The 14,081-nt window shown below is 61.7% G+C and carries 14 protein-coding genes; 4 read left to right on the top strand and 10 right to left on the bottom strand.

Translation table 11 applies throughout. The features are described from left to right. Window positions 1-101 precede the first annotated feature (101 nt). From ACZ9IL_RS00205 to arcB, 3 genes are all read right to left on the bottom strand, one after another. Window positions 102-305, bottom strand: coding sequence for a hypothetical protein (locus ACZ9IL_RS00205; protein ID WP_081965923.1), 204 nt, complete (start codon window positions 303-305; stop codon window positions 102-104). A gap of 288 nt (window positions 306-593) precedes the next feature. Further along, window positions 594-1,958, bottom strand: a complete 1,365-nt coding sequence (gene dgt, locus ACZ9IL_RS00200; RefSeq protein WP_476001676.1) for a dGTPase — start codon at window positions 1,956-1,958, stop codon at window positions 594-596. A gap of 31 nt (window positions 1,959-1,989) precedes the next feature. Further along, the gene (arcB, locus tag ACZ9IL_RS00195; protein ID WP_476001675.1) at window positions 1,990-4,302 is read right to left on the bottom strand and encodes an aerobic respiration two-component sensor histidine kinase ArcB; all 2,313 of its coding nucleotides are present in this window, start codon (window positions 4,300-4,302) and stop codon (window positions 1,990-1,992) included. A gap of 199 nt (window positions 4,303-4,501) precedes the next feature. Between arcB and ACZ9IL_RS00190 the strand changes: the two genes are divergently transcribed. Next, on the top strand, window positions 4,502-5,500 hold the full coding sequence (locus ACZ9IL_RS00190) for a DUF2860 family protein (protein WP_476001674.1): 999 nt from the start codon (window positions 4,502-4,504) through the stop codon (window positions 5,498-5,500). Window positions 5,501-5,562: 62 nt separating this feature from the next. Here the strand turns inward: ACZ9IL_RS00190 and ACZ9IL_RS00185 are convergent, their stop codons facing one another. The 4 genes from ACZ9IL_RS00185 to ACZ9IL_RS00170 form a co-directional block, all read right to left on the bottom strand. Next, the gene (locus ACZ9IL_RS00185; RefSeq protein ID WP_476001673.1) at window positions 5,563-6,261 is read right to left on the bottom strand and encodes a DUF3334 family protein; all 699 of its coding nucleotides are present in this window, start codon (window positions 6,259-6,261) and stop codon (window positions 5,563-5,565) included. A gap of 134 nt (window positions 6,262-6,395) precedes the next feature. Then, on the bottom strand, window positions 6,396-6,827 hold the full coding sequence (locus ACZ9IL_RS00180) for an HIT domain-containing protein (RefSeq protein ID WP_476001672.1): 432 nt from the start codon (window positions 6,825-6,827) through the stop codon (window positions 6,396-6,398). Window positions 6,828-6,892: 65 nt separating this feature from the next. Further along, window positions 6,893-7,513: a DUF2057 domain-containing protein gene (locus tag ACZ9IL_RS00175; protein WP_476001671.1), complete on the bottom strand. Its 621-nt coding sequence runs from the start codon at window positions 7,511-7,513 to the stop codon at window positions 6,893-6,895. 123 nt (window positions 7,514-7,636) lie between these two features. Beyond that, window positions 7,637-8,536, bottom strand: a complete 900-nt coding sequence (locus tag ACZ9IL_RS00170; RefSeq protein WP_476001670.1) for a LysR family transcriptional regulator — start codon at window positions 8,534-8,536, stop codon at window positions 7,637-7,639. Between the two features lie 99 nt (window positions 8,537-8,635). Between ACZ9IL_RS00170 and ACZ9IL_RS00165 the strand changes: the two genes are divergently transcribed. Beyond that, complete coding sequence (locus ACZ9IL_RS00165) at window positions 8,636-9,238, top strand: short chain dehydrogenase (RefSeq protein ID WP_476001669.1); 603 nt, start codon at window positions 8,636-8,638, stop codon at window positions 9,236-9,238. Window positions 9,239-9,376: 138 nt separating this feature from the next. Here ACZ9IL_RS00165 and ACZ9IL_RS00160 read toward each other — a convergent pair whose 3' ends face one another. The 3 genes from ACZ9IL_RS00160 to dapA all read right to left on the bottom strand — a co-directional run bounded on the left by ACZ9IL_RS00160 (window position 9,377) and on the right by dapA (window position 12,747). After that, a complete protein-coding gene (locus ACZ9IL_RS00160) occupies window positions 9,377-10,480 on the bottom strand; it encodes a phosphoribosylaminoimidazolesuccinocarboxamide synthase (protein ID WP_476001668.1) in 1,104 nt (367 codons plus the stop codon). Between the two features lie 259 nt (window positions 10,481-10,739). Further along, window positions 10,740-11,867 carry an outer membrane protein assembly factor BamC gene (gene bamC / locus ACZ9IL_RS00155; RefSeq protein ID WP_476001667.1) on the bottom strand — a complete coding sequence of 376 codons (1,128 nt, stop codon included), beginning with the start codon at window positions 11,865-11,867 and terminating at the stop codon, window positions 10,740-10,742. Further along, window positions 11,860-12,747, bottom strand: coding sequence for a 4-hydroxy-tetrahydrodipicolinate synthase (dapA, locus tag ACZ9IL_RS00150; RefSeq protein WP_476001666.1), 888 nt, complete (start codon window positions 12,745-12,747; stop codon window positions 11,860-11,862). Before dapA ends, bamC begins: the two co-directional genes overlap by 8 nt. A gap of 195 nt (window positions 12,748-12,942) precedes the next feature. On the opposite strand from dapA, the gene ACZ9IL_RS00145 reads away from it, so the two are divergent. Together ACZ9IL_RS00145 and bcp are read left to right on the top strand one after the other, a co-directional pair. Continuing rightward, window positions 12,943-13,476, top strand: a complete 534-nt coding sequence (locus ACZ9IL_RS00145; RefSeq protein ID WP_042644760.1) for a glycine cleavage system transcriptional repressor — start codon at window positions 12,943-12,945, stop codon at window positions 13,474-13,476. A gap of 16 nt (window positions 13,477-13,492) precedes the next feature. Beyond that, the gene (gene bcp, locus ACZ9IL_RS00140; RefSeq protein ID WP_476001665.1) at window positions 13,493-13,957 is read left to right on the top strand and encodes a thioredoxin-dependent thiol peroxidase; all 465 of its coding nucleotides are present in this window, start codon (window positions 13,493-13,495) and stop codon (window positions 13,955-13,957) included. Window positions 13,958-14,081 lie beyond the last annotated feature (124 nt).

Genomic DNA, 14,081 nt, shown 5'->3' with positions numbered 1-14,081 from the left:
TGGTTAAATGTGCGACTAATAAATGCGTGTCGCCTTCATCTGGATATAAGAATGGCAGGCCGAGGCCTGCCATCGAGGAGTTCGGGGCCTGGCCCCTTACCTCAGGTTATTCGATTCCCGAGGCGAAAGCCGGTTTGAAACTCCCGCTCACGCACATGGGAAACCTGCACATTCATGCCTTCCAGGCCGATATCCTTCAACATGGCCGGGGAGAGGTGCAGATAGCTGACGCGCCGCTCCAGTCGGGTGATCCGTTTCTGAACCAGGGATTCGACGGTGCGCAGCAGAGTGAGTTCGATAGACATATGATTCTCCAGTTGAACATGCGGTTCTCCCGGAGAGAGGACATCACCCTGCGGGATAACCGCGGGTGATGAAAAGGCAGGTGTTACCTGTTCCCTCCACGCGGTAAATAACGAGTACGAATCTTCGCGCTGCTCATGCAGCGATCGAACGCAACGTTGAACATGGAATGTTGCATATTCGTCTCCTTACCAAGTGAAAGTTGAACAAGTTGCCACAGTCTAGAAAAACACCGAATGTTGTGCAATATCTGTCCCACCCATATGGGTGGGGCGTCTCATGAACCCCGGTCAGATCCCGGACAACAGCCGGAATTCCTCCAGCGCATAGGTATCCGTCATGCCGCTGACGTAGTCGAGCAGCAGCCGCACCCTGTAGTACCACTCCTGCTCGGCCGCAGAGGCAAAGCGGGGATCCGCCGTGGCCACCGCCAACCGGTATGCCTTGAGGTGACGGGCCGAGAGCCGGTGGAACAGACGGCGGGCGAAGAACAGCTCGCTTCCACCCTTGCCGGCCAGCAGCCGTTCGAACTGGGCGACCGGCAGCGCCAGCAGGCAGGCATAGGTAGACAGCACACCGCGCAGAGCGGCATAGCCTTCCAGCTCCAGCGCCTCGACCTCGGGGCGCATGAATACCAGCTCGCGCGCCACCTGCTTGAGGGTATCGAGTACCCTGGCAGCCGGTGCCTGGCCGTGCAGCAGCGCCCTGGGATAGGCACCGCTCAGAATGGCCTCGTGCTCGCTCACATAGGTAGCGGCCGCCAGCGCGCTCAAGTCTTGCGTGAGATGCTGACGAAAATGGGGGAAGAAGCCCCGCTCGGAGGCGCCGGCATCTGCCAGCAGGCCAGCCATATAGTCCCCCTCATCGGCGCCGCGCAGTGCCTGCAGCAGCTCGCCAAGGCTCAAGATCCGCCGGTCCACCGCATCCTCGAGATCGGCGATGCAGTAGGAGATGTCGTCCGCGGCCTCCATGATGTAGACCAGCGGATGACGGCAGCCCGGCGCCAACCCCAGGCTCTCGCTCAGGGCGCTGTAGAGCGGCTGCTCGCTGAAGAAGATACCGCGCTTGCTGGCCCAGCCATGGTGCTGGCCATAATGCAAACCGGGCTGGGGCTGCTGGGGATACTTGCACAGGGCCGCCAGCTGGCCCAGGGTCAGGTTCAGCTCGTGCAGGCTGTGTACCAGTCGCAGGCTCTGGGCATTGCCGTCGAACACCAGCAAGTCCTGGCGCAGCTCGGCCCACTGCGGGCTCGGCAGCTGACTCTGGGCGGCAGCGAACAGGCCATCCAGCTCCTGTGCCAGCCACTGGCTCATCACCTGCTCGCCGAAGTGACCGAACGGCGGGTTGCCGACGTCGTGCAGCAGGCAAGACATCTCCACCAGATTGATGAAGACCCCCTCACAGACCGAGCCTGCGGGCAGCGCGGCCAGGATGCGGCGGCTGATCTGGCGGCCGGTCTCCTGCACCTCCAGCGAGTGAGTGAGGCGGCTGCGCACCGAGGCCTTCACATCGAGCGGAAAGACCTGAGTCTTCTGCTGCAGACGGCGCACCGGCGCCGCCTGCACGATGCGGGCGCGATCCTGCTCGGTCGCCTCCAGCAGGGGTTCCTCGCCCCAGCTGTGAATTCGCAGTGACGGGATCAGGCGCTGATACATGGGATCTCCTTGGTGATAATGATGAGCCTGCTCAGGAGAGCAGCCAGCGGCGCAGTCGGGTGATGTCCCCCGGATATTCCCGCCGCAGCGTCTCAATCCAGTCTTCCACGTTCTCCCACCAGGCGGGATGATCCGGACTCTGGATCAGTTGCGCCGTCTGTTGCAGGCGGCGCAGGCCGATGGAGCCGGCCGCCCCCTTGATCTTGTGCGCCTCTTCCACCACCCCGGCCTGATCCTTGGCAATCATGTTGGAATCGAGCACCGCCATGTAATCGGGCATCATCTTCTCGAACAAGTCCACGCTGGAGAGCAGGATCGGCTTGCCGACCGTGCTGGCGTAATCGGTGAGGAAGGGCAGATCCAGCAGGGCGTCCTGATTGCCCGCATCTGCTATCGCATCGGCCTCATCGAAGGCCAGATCCGCAAACAGGTGGCCGATCACCTCCCGCACCGCCTTGGAGCCGAGCGGCTTGTTGATCACATCCTGCATGCCGCGATCCCGATAATACTGGCGATCCCCCGTGGTATTGGCGGTAAGCGCCACCATGGGGGGCAGGCTGTCGCCATAGCGTGCCAGCAGCTGGGCCGCCACATCGAAACCGGTCATGTCCGGCAGCTGAATATCGAGCAGGATCAGATCGAAGTCATCCGGGTTGGCCATGGCCAGCGCCTCTGCGCCATCCCGCGCCACCTTGACCTCATGGCCCAGCTTGCCGAGCAGGGCGCAGGCCACGGTCACATTCAGCTCCACATCCTCCACCAGCAGGATGTCGAGGCAGGGCAACTCCTGCTCCGGTTCGATGGCCTGAGGTTCGACGCACTCCACCTCCAGTTCGGCGGTGAAGCAGGAGCCCTCGCCCGGATCGCTGTCCACATAGAGCTGGCCGCCCATGGCCTGCACCAGCTGGCGGGAAACCGCGAGGCCGATGCCGGTGCCGGTGGCGTGCTTCTTGCCCTGCACCTGATAGTACATGGCGAAGATCTTCTCCTGTTGGGCACGCGGGATGCCGACCCCGGTGTCTTCCACCTCGAAGTGCAGCGCCAGCTTGCCCGGCACGTCGGAGGCGTGGGAGAGGCAGCGCACCGTCACCCCCCCCTCGTCGGTAAACTTGACCGCATTGCCCACCAGGTTCCACAACACCTGGCGCAGGCGGGTGCCGTCGGCCATCACGAACTGCGGCATGTCGCCGTCCCTGTCGAAATGCAGATAGAGCCCCTTCTGCTCCGCCTGAATGCGGGACAGGGTCTCCAGCTCGTCGAGGAAGGCGGGCAGGTCGATGCGGGTCGGCGCGATTTCCAGCCGGCGGCGATCGAGTTTGTCCAGATCGATGATGTCGTTGAAGATGTTGCCGAGCGTCACCGCGCTGAGGTGAATGGTCTTGAGCTGCTGGTGCCGCACGGGGTCGAGCGGTGTATCCATCAGCATCCGGCTCAGGCCCACTATGCCGTTGAGCGGGGTGCGCAGCTCGTGGCTGATGGTGGAGATGAAGGTGGTCTTGTCGCGGCTCGCCTTCTCCAGCTTGTCCTGATACTGCTTGCGCTCCGTGATGTCCCGGCCAAAGCCGAGCAGGCCGAGCCGCTTGCCGAAGCGGTCGAAGAAGGGCACCTTGCGCAGCTCGAAGTAGGCCTTGCGGCCATCCGGATACTCCAGCCACTGCTCATAGGTGAGCGGCTCGTTGTTGGCGAAGACCTGCTTGTCGGTCTCCACTACCTTGCTGGCGATGTCCTGCTTGTAGACATCGAAGGGGGTCAAGCCGATGAGATCCGCCTCGACCCGGCCGGTCAGCTCCTCCATGGCGCGGTTGCAACCGGAGAACTGCTCCTCCTCGTTGCGGTAATAGACCAGATCCGGCGAACAGTCGATGAAGGAGCGCAACAGGGCGGTGCGCTCTCCCAGATGCAGTTGGGCCTTCTCGCGCTGGAACACCTCGTTCTCCAGATCCTCTATCGCCTGCTGACGCAGGGTCTCGGCCCTGTTGGTCTCGGCTATCTGGGCGTTGAGGCGGTGGATGTTCTCCTGCAACTGGCTGTTGAGTTCGAGATCCCGCTCGCGCATGTCTTGCAGCTTCGCCACCAGGCGGCTCAGGCGCTGCCGGGAATCTTCCAGCTGATCCACCACGATGGAGAGAAAATAGACGGCCCAGGGCGTCACCAGCAGGCCGAAGAAGACCGAACGCACCAGATCGACGATGTCCACTGTGCCGCGCAGAAACAGGGTCACCCCCATCTGGATGGAGACCGCCAGCACTATGATGCAGGCCGCCAGCAGCATGCTGAAACGCACCAGCCCCAGCTTGGTCATCAGGTCGACATAGTATTGCGCCCAGGATTTGATTTGCTTCATCTCGTTGTTTTCTCCCCGTTATTGCGCAAACAGAATACCAGTACGGCGCCCCGAACTCTTGCCCGTTGCATCTTAAATTATTGATTAACGTCACACTCCTACTGGGGTAGCATGCCCGCACCCAGTCAGCTCCAGTTCAGCAAACGAATCCGAGCCAGACTACCGCCGCCATCATCCCCACTGTCAGGAGCCCTTACCGATGCGCAATCCCGTCCTGCTGAGTCTCGGCCTGCTGGTCGCCACTGCGGCCCACGCCGACCTTGGTGCCATTCCCACACAATCGGGCTGGTCCGGTTTTCTGCTGGGGGGCGTCACCGCCAGCAGCCATGAATCCAATTTCTATGCAGGTGGTGACAGCAACAGTCGTATCGACAACCTGAGCTCCCCCAGCAGCGACAGCGCGCTCTCACCCCTCATCAACGCTGACATCCGCTACACCTTCGCCGATACCCGCACCCAGGCGTTTCTCGGCAACCTGATCCAGGATGCGCTGCGCTTCGACTTTACCCAGCAGCTCGGGATCCGTCAGGCCATGGGCGACAAGGGAATAGTGGCGGGATCCGTGGTGTTCAACGTCATGCCGGTCGAGCTGTGGAGCGATCCCTTCGCCACCGGGGTGGATCGCAGTTCCACCGATGCCAAGTCAAAAGGGGTGCGCTTCGCCTGGGACAAGATCTGGGGCAGCAACTTCAACGGCAGCATCACCAGCCGGGAAGTGGATCTGGACGAGGAGCGCAGCGGCCAGCAGTACGACCTGGCCCACGGCACCCACTATGCCTCCATGCTGGATCGCAACGGCAAGGTCAACAACATGGAGCTTTCCTACCAGTGGCACTTCGGCGATGGCCAGCTGCTGGAGCCCGCCATTCTCTACAAGCAGGCCAAACTCGACGGCAGCGCCGAGAGCTTCAAGAACACCGGTTTGCAACTGACCTATGCCAAGCGCGGCCCCCAGTGGTCCATCGTCAGCAACGCCTATATGGGCAAGCGTGACTATGACGAGGCGAACCCCCTCTTTGGCCAGCGGGCCGATGCCGACGAGTTTGCCCTCACCGGTACCTTCTTCTGGCACCGTCTGCTCGGGGTCAAGGATCTTACCGGCGTCATCACCGCGGCCTACAGTCAGGCCGACTCCGACATCGCCTTCTACGACAACCAGACCAGTGTCTTCAGCACCGGCCTGCTCTACAACTTCTGAGTCGTTGTCGATGCCAACAACAAGGCCACCCCGAGGGTGGCCTTGTTGTTTCCGGCTTGCTGTCAGAGCCCGAGGGAGTTGAGCAGATCGTCGTGATCGTTGCTGGCGGGCGCCGCCGGTGCGGGGGCGGGTTTGGCCGCCGCCAGCTTGGCCTGGGCGATCAGCTCGTCCGGATCGACCTCCTCCTGCACCCCGCCGTCGTGGATCCGGATAAACTCGGTCCTGTCCATCGCCAGCTCCAGATAAAAGATGTTGTTGCTGGCGGTGAAGAAGGTGACGCGGCGAGTCTCGGGGTTGTCGAGGTTGGTGTCGACACTCAGCATCACCTGCTTGTTCAGGGCCAGCATCTTGGGCTGGTTCTGGGTGATGTGGGTCTGCAGCTCGCGACCGACCTTGCCGGTGAAGCTGCCGACAATCTGGTTCATCAGCTCGCCCATGACGTTGCTTACGTCGTCAGAGGTGTGAGAGATAGCGAGATCTTCCTTGGAAAGCCCCATGCTCAGCATGTAACTCTGATAAAGCTCCATGGCCGCCGCCGCGGAGAAGTTGATCACCACCAGCCCGGAGAAGCCGCCATCGAACAGCACGAAGCAGCCGATGTCCGGCTTGAGGCAGGTCTTGCTGATCCGTTGCACCATGCCGGAGAAGCGCACCTGGCTCATGGTCGCCGCGCTCAATACCGTCGTCACCGAATTGCACAGGCTCAGCAGCACATCCTCTGTGGTGAATACGGCATCATCCTCGGATCTTGTCACTATCATGGAACCTTCCTGCTGATCGAAAAAATGGGCTTGTCTGTCTCGTCACTCATGTCACCACGCGCTCGGCCGCCACGCTAACAGATAATGCGATTCTGGCGTCGAAACCGCGAGCCGGCTCCCACTTGACGAGTTTGTCAGTCGGCGAGCGGGCTGAATCCACTCAAGGTGGCCAGGCGGGCTCGCCAGTTATCGGCCTCGCGCTGCAAATCTTGTGCGCTATATGGGACGGCAGGATGAGCCCCCCAGATGGGGCCAGGCCAGGCGGGATCCGTGCCAAAACGGCAGACGTGATGCAGGTGCAGCTGGGGCACCAGGTTGCCCAGCGCCGCCACATTGATCTTGTCCGGGTTGAGCGCCAGCTCCATCAGGGTGGCGACGGCGCAGGACTCCTGCATCAGCTGTTGCTGCTGGGCGGGTGCCAGATGGTGGATCTCCCGCAAGTTGGCGACGCGCGGCACCAGGATGAGCCAGGGATACTGGCTGTCTTTGGCAAGCAGGACGCGGCACAACGGCAGATCCCCGAGGGACCGGGTATCCGCCAGCAGGCGGGGATGCAATTCGAACATAAGAACCTCGTCGGTAGGCGGGCACATCGCTGGATGCGCCCACGTTACTGCAACGAGGGGCAAACTTAAAGCCGGGGCACGGCCCAGCCGATGAAACGCTTGCGAAGCTCGGGGTCCGCCTGCAAGAACAGCTGCCGCAACTGCCCCTCCAGCGCGCTGGTCGCCACGGTGGGCGCCGTGCTGCTCGCGACCAAGGTCGTAGGTGCCGCCGCCGTCATCAGCGCCGCCTTGCCAGCGCTGCGGTTGTACTCCGCCAGCCGGGCAGGCCAGTCCATGCCGATCTGCATGCCCTTGATTACCAGCTCATCCTGCACCACCGCCAGCGGTTGCCCCGCCGCCAGCAGGCTCATGAGCGGCGCCTTGGCGTAGCGCTCCATCCCGATGTCGTCCCCGGGTGCATTGCCCTGCAGCTGCAACGGCTGAGCACGCGCCTCATAGCGGATCACCTGGGGCTCGGAGCGGATCTGGCGATCGTTGTCACTGCTGTTGCGACTCGGGATCACCCCCTCATAGCGCACCAGCAGTTGTTGCTCGCCATCGGCCAGCACCGCGTGTCGCTCGTCCTCCAGCTTGCCGTCACTCACCGCCAGGATCCGGACATCCTCCGGCGCCTCGACCCTGACCTCGGCCTGCGCCCCTCCGCTGCACAACAACATAACGCCAATCCAACCCTGATGACCCTTCATTCCCTGCCTCCTTGCCGATCGCTGTGATGGGCGCAGGCTAGCAGCCGGATATGACAGAAAAATAACGGGACCAGGGACGGTGCTTCATCGCGGTTTTTTACCGCCGGTTTTCGCCGCTTGTTTCTACAGCAGATAGTGCGGCCGCTCGGCGAACCACTGGGCCAGCACCTGCTTGAACAGGCGGATCTTGCGCGGTACCCGCCGCTGCTGGGCATGGAGCACGTGCAGCGGATGCAAACCCGTCTGCCAATCCGTCAGCACGGCCACCAGCTCCCCCCTGGCCAGACTGGCCTCCACCAGCATCAGCGGGCACTTGGCGTAGCCCATGCCGGCCTGGGCCAGCTGCAGCAGGGTGCTGTAGTGATTGGTCCGCACTCGTCCCTGCACCGGGATCTGCGCCTCCTCCCCCTCCTTGCGAAAGTGCCACTGCTCCCAGGCGGGGTTGCTCCCCTGCCGCAGGCAGGTGCGGCCGCCGAGCTCGTAGGGCGTGGCCGGGATCCCCTCCCGCGCGATCAGGGCCGGGCTCGCCACCACCACGTCCTTCAAGCGGCCGAGCGGCAACGCCACCAGGTTGTCCGGTACCCACGCCATGGCGCGCAGGGCGATGTCGTGCTCTCCCTGACTCATGTCGATCATGGCGTTGGTGAAGTTGAGTTCGACCTCGACCCCGGGGCAGAGCTCGGCGAAGCGGCTGAGCAACTCGCTCACCATGCGATCCCCGGTGCTGACCGGGCAAGTGAAACGCAGCCGACCACTGTCCTCCTCGGTCAGGGCCTGGATGTCCTGTTCCGCCTGTCGGGCCAGCGCGAAGATCTGCCCCGCCTGCAGGTAGAGGGTCTTGCCCGCCTCGGTCAGGCTGAGCCGGCGGGTGGTGCGCTGCAACAGCTGGGCATTGAGGGATGCCTCCAGCGCGCTGACATGGCGGCTCAGCATCCCCTTGCTCACCCCCATCAGGTCGGCGGCGGCGGAGAAACTGCCCCCTTTCACCACCTCATAGAAACTCGCCAGGTGAGTGACATCCATCCATTAACTCCAATATGGAAACAATACGTTCATGTTAAGCGCTTTTTCTTCTTTTTATGCCGACTAGAATGACAAATATCCCAAACAGGAGTGATCAAGATGAAAATCGTAATAGTGGGTGCCTCCGGCACCGTCGGATCCGCCGTCAGCGAACTGCTCGCCAAGGATCATCAGGTGATCCGGGTCGGCCATCGGCAGGGGGATGCCCTGGTCGACATGACCGACGGCGCCTCCATCGCCGCCCTGTTTGAGGGCATAGGCCGGTTCGATGCCCTGGTGGTCGCCAGTGGCAATGTCGCCTTCAACGCCTTGACCGAGCTGACGGACGAGCAGTGGCAGACCGGGCTCGAGAGCAAGTTGATGGGCCAGATCCGGCTGACCCGCGCCGCCATCCCGCATCTCAACGACAGGGGATCCATGACGCTTATCAGCGGCATCCTGAGCGAGGAGCCCATCAACTGGGGCGTCAGCGCCAGCACCATCAACGGCGCCATCGAACACTTCGTGCGGGCCGCCGCCTGTGAGCTGCCGCGGGGGCTGCGCATCAACGTGGTGAGCCCGACCGTGCTGGAAGAATCCATGGACAAGTACGCCGACTTCTTCCCGGGCTTCGTACCCGTACCCGCGGCCCGGGTTGCCCAGGCCTACAAGAAGTCGGTGCTGGGGGTGCAGAGCGGACAGGTATTCAGGGTCAACGGCTAGCGCCTTCCCAACGTCATTGAAAGCCCAATTAAAACGGGCCCCGCAATGGGGCCCGTTTGTCTGTCACCTCGATGACGCAGCCAGTCTTTCATCACCGGCAAACGTTTGTTTTCAGGTGACAAAAAAAGGCGGCAAGCCTCAGTCGATCAGACCGTACTGGGTGCGCAGCACCTCGATGATCTCCTGCTTCGGATTGGCGGAGCGTACCAGCGGCTGACCGATGATCTTCTCGGCGATCCCCACGTAGGTGTTGGAGATGTCCATCATCACTTCGGTCGGCAACTTGTTGTCCCGCGCCAGGGCGAAGCGCTCCGGCATGCGGTGCTTGTTGAGCAGGATGTCCGGATCCGGGAAATGGTTCAGCAGCCACTGGCGGAAGCCCTCTTTCGACTTCTCGATGATCTCGCCATCGCGCAGGGCGGGACCATCCCAGATCCGGGAGCTGTCGGGGGTACCGACTTCGTCCATGTAGATGAGCTTCTCGCGGCCTTCGGCGTCATTGACGTAGCCAAACTCGAACTTGGTGTCGACGAAGATCTGATCCAGCGCCGCCAGGGCATCGCTGATCACGTTGAAGCCTTCCTTGAGCAGTACCTCGTAGCGATCGATGTCGGCCGGCTTGCTGAAGTTGAAGGCCTGGCAGTGACGCTCGATGTCGGCACGGGAGATGTTGACGTCGTCGGCCTCAGGTATCCCTTCCAGCCCCTTGAGCACGCCCTTGGTGGACGGGGTGATGAGGATCTCCGGCAGTTTCTGATCCTTCTTCAGCCCTTCCGGCAGACGAATGCCGCAGAAGTCGCGCTCACCGTCCTTGTAGGCACGCCACATGGAGCCGGTGATGTATTGACGGGCGATGGCCTCGATCATCACAGGGCGGGCTTTCTGCACTATCCAGACGAAGGGATGCGGGATATCCAGGATGTGGCTGTCGGCCAGCCCCTTCTCCTTGAACAGCTTGAACCAGTGGCTGGAGATGGCGTTGAGGGCGGCGCCCTTGCCCGGTACGCCGTTCAGCCCGTCCACACCCTGCCAGATGCAGTCGAAGGCCGAGATGCGATCGCTGATCACCATGATGGCCAGCGGCGCATCGGCCGGTACATTGTAACCCTTCTCTTTGATCAGACGGGCGCTGTCTGCCGGGGTCAACCAGTAGACGCTGCGCACTTTGCCGGAATGGACAGGTTTATCGGTACGGATCGGGAGATCGTCGTTCACCGCCAATACTTGATCTGCAAGACTCATGGTTAGTAACACTTCCTGTTGTGGGCGTAATAACACAGGGGCGCAGGCCCCTGTTTGTGGGGGTTAACCTTACAAAAGTCGCTGGCCCCCGCTTCCGTCGGGGGACCAATATTAAAGCGTCGGGACACTGTCCCTCTTCACGAGGAGGCGGCCAGGGCGCTGTTCTCCCCTCTTCAAGCAGGGGACGAGACAACCGCGCTATGCCCCCGCTTTGAACGAGGGATTAACCTAACAAAACAGGGGCACTAGGCCCCTGTTTTCATTCTGCTTTTGCTGCTGCCTGATCGGCCTGCCCCTTGGCAAACGCCTCGGACAGGCTGATGTACATCTGGGAGATGATCCCGGAAGCGACCGGCTTCTTGTCCTTGTCGAACAGGGTAATGGAGGTCTTGCCTCCCGCCATCTCGCCGAGCTGGAAGCGATATGCCTCTTCTTCCAGCTTGAACGGCTCGGCGCCCTTGGCCTGCCAGAATTCGGCACCCGGATCGTCATACTCGACGTCGATCCAGCCAAGCGACTGCTGGGTATCCTTGATGGTGAAGCCGTAGCCCGGCAGCACCTGGTTGAGGCGGCGCCACACCTGCTCGAAGGAGCCGTCGGCGATCCAGGCACTCAGCTCGTTGTTGTCCAACCCCAGCTCCATACCCATGCCATCGCTGGACTTGTGCTGTTCACGGGCCTTGAGCTGCTTGTCGTAGTAGAGGGAGAACTGGTTCAGGGCCCGGGTCGCGTAGCGCTGGGCATCGGCGGCGGTCAACGCGGTGCTGGTCTCGCCGTCGTAGGTCTCTTCGTGCTCCAGTACCCGCACCGACATGTTGACGGCGTGGCGCTGGGGGTCATTTTTCAAGACGAACTGGTAGCGCTGACGGATCTTGAAGTCTTCGTCCTCTTCCCCCCAGCCATCGAGGGCGACCGTGTTGTCGAACCAGCCGGTCTGCAGCACGCCGGCCTGCTGATCCAGCTTCTCGGTGGTCACCTTGTGCTGAGCCAGGAAGTTCATCAGGAAGGCCCAGGTATCGCGTTCCACGCTCTGGCTGGTGCTCAGGGCATAGAAGGCCAGGGTTGGCTCGCTGGCCTTGGTCACCACCTGGCTGCCTGGTACCACGGTCAGCAACTGGGCGGGCGGGCGCACGTCGATCTTGGCACCCAGGGCACCCTCGCGGCTGCTTTCGGGCAGAGCCGGAATGTCGAAACTGCTGTTAAAGGCGGGGGTACTCAACCCGGCGGGTACGAGGAAGGCGCGACCTTCGAGGCGGCTCTCTTCATACTCGAAGCCACGGTTGGCCATCTTGCGATCCTGGGGTGAGCTACAGGCTGCCAACACGGCAACGGTCGCGACACTCAGCACCAGGCGCACTGCATTTCCCTTTCCATTTGCTTTAAACACTCGCCATCAACTCCGCAGTCGTCAGTGCTCGCGCCATCGCCTGTTCGCCCTCGGGAGTGAGGTCGGTCAGCGGCAAGCGCAAGGTCGCCGTCGCCATCAATCCCAGTCGGGCACAGGCCCACTTCACCGGGATGGGACTCGGTTCACAGAACAGAGTCTGATGCAACGGCATCAATCGATTGTTGATATCATACGCCCGTCCGGCATCACCGGTCAGCGCAGCACGACACATGTCGGCCATTTGGGCCGCCGCAATATTGGTGGTGACCGAGATGACTCCATCGCCCCCTTGCAGCATAAAATCACATCCACTGGCATCATCGCCACTATAAAGCGCAAAATCCGGCCCGCACAGCTCGCGCAGCAACGGAGTTCGGCTCAGATCGCCGGTGGCCTCTTTCAGACCTATGATGCCGGGCACTCTGGCCAATCTGGCCACCGTCTCGGGTTTGAGATCGCAGCAGGTGCGACCGGGCACATTATAGAGAATTTGGGGCAGACCACTAGCCTCGGCGATCGCACAATAGTGACGATAGAGACCTTCCTGGGTCGGTTTGTTGTAATAGGGGGTGACCGAGAGGCCCGCCACCACGCCGATGCTGGCGAAACGCCTGGAGAGCGCGATGGCATGAGCGGTGCTGTTGGAGCCGCAGCCGGCGATGACCGGAATGCGGCCGGCGGCGAACTCGACGGTTTTTTCCACGACGGCGATGTGTTCCTGCTCGGTCAGAGTGACCGATTCGCCCGTGGTACCCACCGCGACGATGGCACTGGTACCGGCGTCGACATGATAATCGACCAGGGCTGCCAGACTGGTCCAGTCGATCTCGCCCGAGGCCAGCATGGGGGTAACGAGCGCAACAATACTACCGCGTAACATGGATTTTTCTCCCGATTTTCAGGGGCGTTATGGTAAAGCTGCCCCCTTTGAAAAACAAGGGAGGCAAGGGACAAGCCGTGATACCATCCGCCCTAAAAATGACGCACGAGAGCCGGGCATGACCCGAAGCATGGCTGTCATGCCATCAATCGCGATCGCCGTCATCGCATTCGCACTAATGGACGAGAGACATTTATGACTCACTACCTGGTCGTAACGGCCATCGGCACGGATAGGCCTGGCATCGTCAATGAAGTTACCCGTCACGTCAGTGGCTGCGGTTGCAACATTGTCGACAGCCGTCTTGGTATTTTTGGTAATGAATTTACCTTCATCATGCTGCTGTCCGGTGACTGGAACAGCTTGATGCAACTCGAAATCAGTCTGCCCCTGCGCAGCCAGGAGTGGGACCTCATCACCATGATGAAGCGCACCGAGCGCCACCACTCGCTGCAATACGACATCAGCGCCAGCGCCGATGTACTGATCCGGGACCAACCCGGCATCGTCAGCCAGTGCACCCAGTTCTTCAGCGACCACGGTTGGGACATCCAGGCCATGCAGACCATCACCCTGGAACAGCAACCGTTCAACCTGCTCAAGGCGAGCTTCCAGCTGAACCTCTCCAAGCAGGGGGAAGCCGGCGAGTCGAAGACGGCCTTCGCCGATTTCTGTCGTGAACTGGGCGCCGAATCCTTCGACTTCCTCGTCAATCACAAGTACGCCTGACGGCTCAGGAGATCCTATGCAACCTTTATCCATTGGCACCCAGGCCCCCGACTTCTCCCTCTCCGATCAGGATGGCAACCAGGTCAGCCTGGCCTCCCTGCGCGGCAAGAAGGTACTCATCTATTTCTATCCCAAGGCGATGACCCCCGGCTGCACCACCCAGGCCTGCGGCCTGCGCGACGTCAACGCAGAGCTTGCCGCCCTCAACGTGGTGGTGCTCGGCATCAGCCCGGATCCCGTCAAGCGGCTGAAGAAGTTCGAGGAGCGCGACAGCCTGAACTTCCGCCTGCTGGCGGACGAAGATCATGCGGTCGCCGATGCGTTCGGCGTCTGGGGCCCGAAGAAGTTCATGGGCAAGGAGTACGACGGCATTCATCGGCTAAGCTTCCTCATCGACGAGGAGGGCAAGATCAGCCATCGCTTCGACAAGTTCAAGACCACCGACCACCATCAGGTGGTGCTCGACCTCCTCAAGGGTTGAATGGCAAACGCCGGAATAGCTGGAATAAGAACGAGGGCCTGCCATTGCAGGCCCTCGTCGTTTGGGCTCGGCTCATCAGAAGATGCCGCCGCAGGGCCGCCAGTCCAGCGACGATCTGTGCACC

Source organism: Aeromonas sp. TECH754 (assembly GCF_056279295.1).
The sequence above is the reverse complement of the archived record's forward strand: the minus strand, read 5'-3'. Positions and strand labels throughout refer to the sequence as shown.

What these genes read in the sequence shown, in the direction of transcription:
- ACZ9IL_RS00205 (WP_081965923.1), bottom strand. Translation starts at nt 305, where the DNA reads ATGTCTATCGAACTCACTCTGCTGCGCACCGTCGAATCCCTGGTTCAG.
- dgt (WP_476001676.1), bottom strand. Translation starts at nt 1,958, where the DNA reads ATGTATCAGCGCCTGATCCCGTCACTGCGAATTCACAGCTGGGGCGAG.
- arcB (WP_476001675.1), bottom strand. Translation starts at nt 4,302, where the DNA reads ATGAAGCAAATCAAATCCTGGGCGCAATACTATGTCGACCTGATGACC.
- ACZ9IL_RS00190 (WP_476001674.1), top strand. Translation starts at nt 4,502, where the DNA reads ATGCGCAATCCCGTCCTGCTGAGTCTCGGCCTGCTGGTCGCCACTGCG.
- ACZ9IL_RS00185 (WP_476001673.1), bottom strand. Translation starts at nt 6,261, where the DNA reads ATGATAGTGACAAGATCCGAGGATGATGCCGTATTCACCACAGAGGAT.
- ACZ9IL_RS00180 (WP_476001672.1), bottom strand. Translation starts at nt 6,827, where the DNA reads ATGTTCGAATTGCATCCCCGCCTGCTGGCGGATACCCGGTCCCTCGGG.
- ACZ9IL_RS00175 (WP_476001671.1), bottom strand. Translation starts at nt 7,513, where the DNA reads ATGAAGGGTCATCAGGGTTGGATTGGCGTTATGTTGTTGTGCAGCGGA.
- ACZ9IL_RS00170 (WP_476001670.1), bottom strand. Translation starts at nt 8,536, where the DNA reads ATGGATGTCACTCACCTGGCGAGTTTCTATGAGGTGGTGAAAGGGGGC.
- ACZ9IL_RS00165 (WP_476001669.1), top strand. Translation starts at nt 8,636, where the DNA reads ATGAAAATCGTAATAGTGGGTGCCTCCGGCACCGTCGGATCCGCCGTC.
- ACZ9IL_RS00160 (WP_476001668.1), bottom strand. Translation starts at nt 10,480, where the DNA reads ATGAGTCTTGCAGATCAAGTATTGGCGGTGAACGACGATCTCCCGATC.
- dapA (WP_476001666.1), bottom strand. Translation starts at nt 12,747, where the DNA reads ATGTTACGCGGTAGTATTGTTGCGCTCGTTACCCCCATGCTGGCCTCG.
- ACZ9IL_RS00145 (WP_042644760.1), top strand. Translation starts at nt 12,943, where the DNA reads ATGACTCACTACCTGGTCGTAACGGCCATCGGCACGGATAGGCCTGGC.
- bcp (WP_476001665.1), top strand. Translation starts at nt 13,493, where the DNA reads ATGCAACCTTTATCCATTGGCACCCAGGCCCCCGACTTCTCCCTCTCC.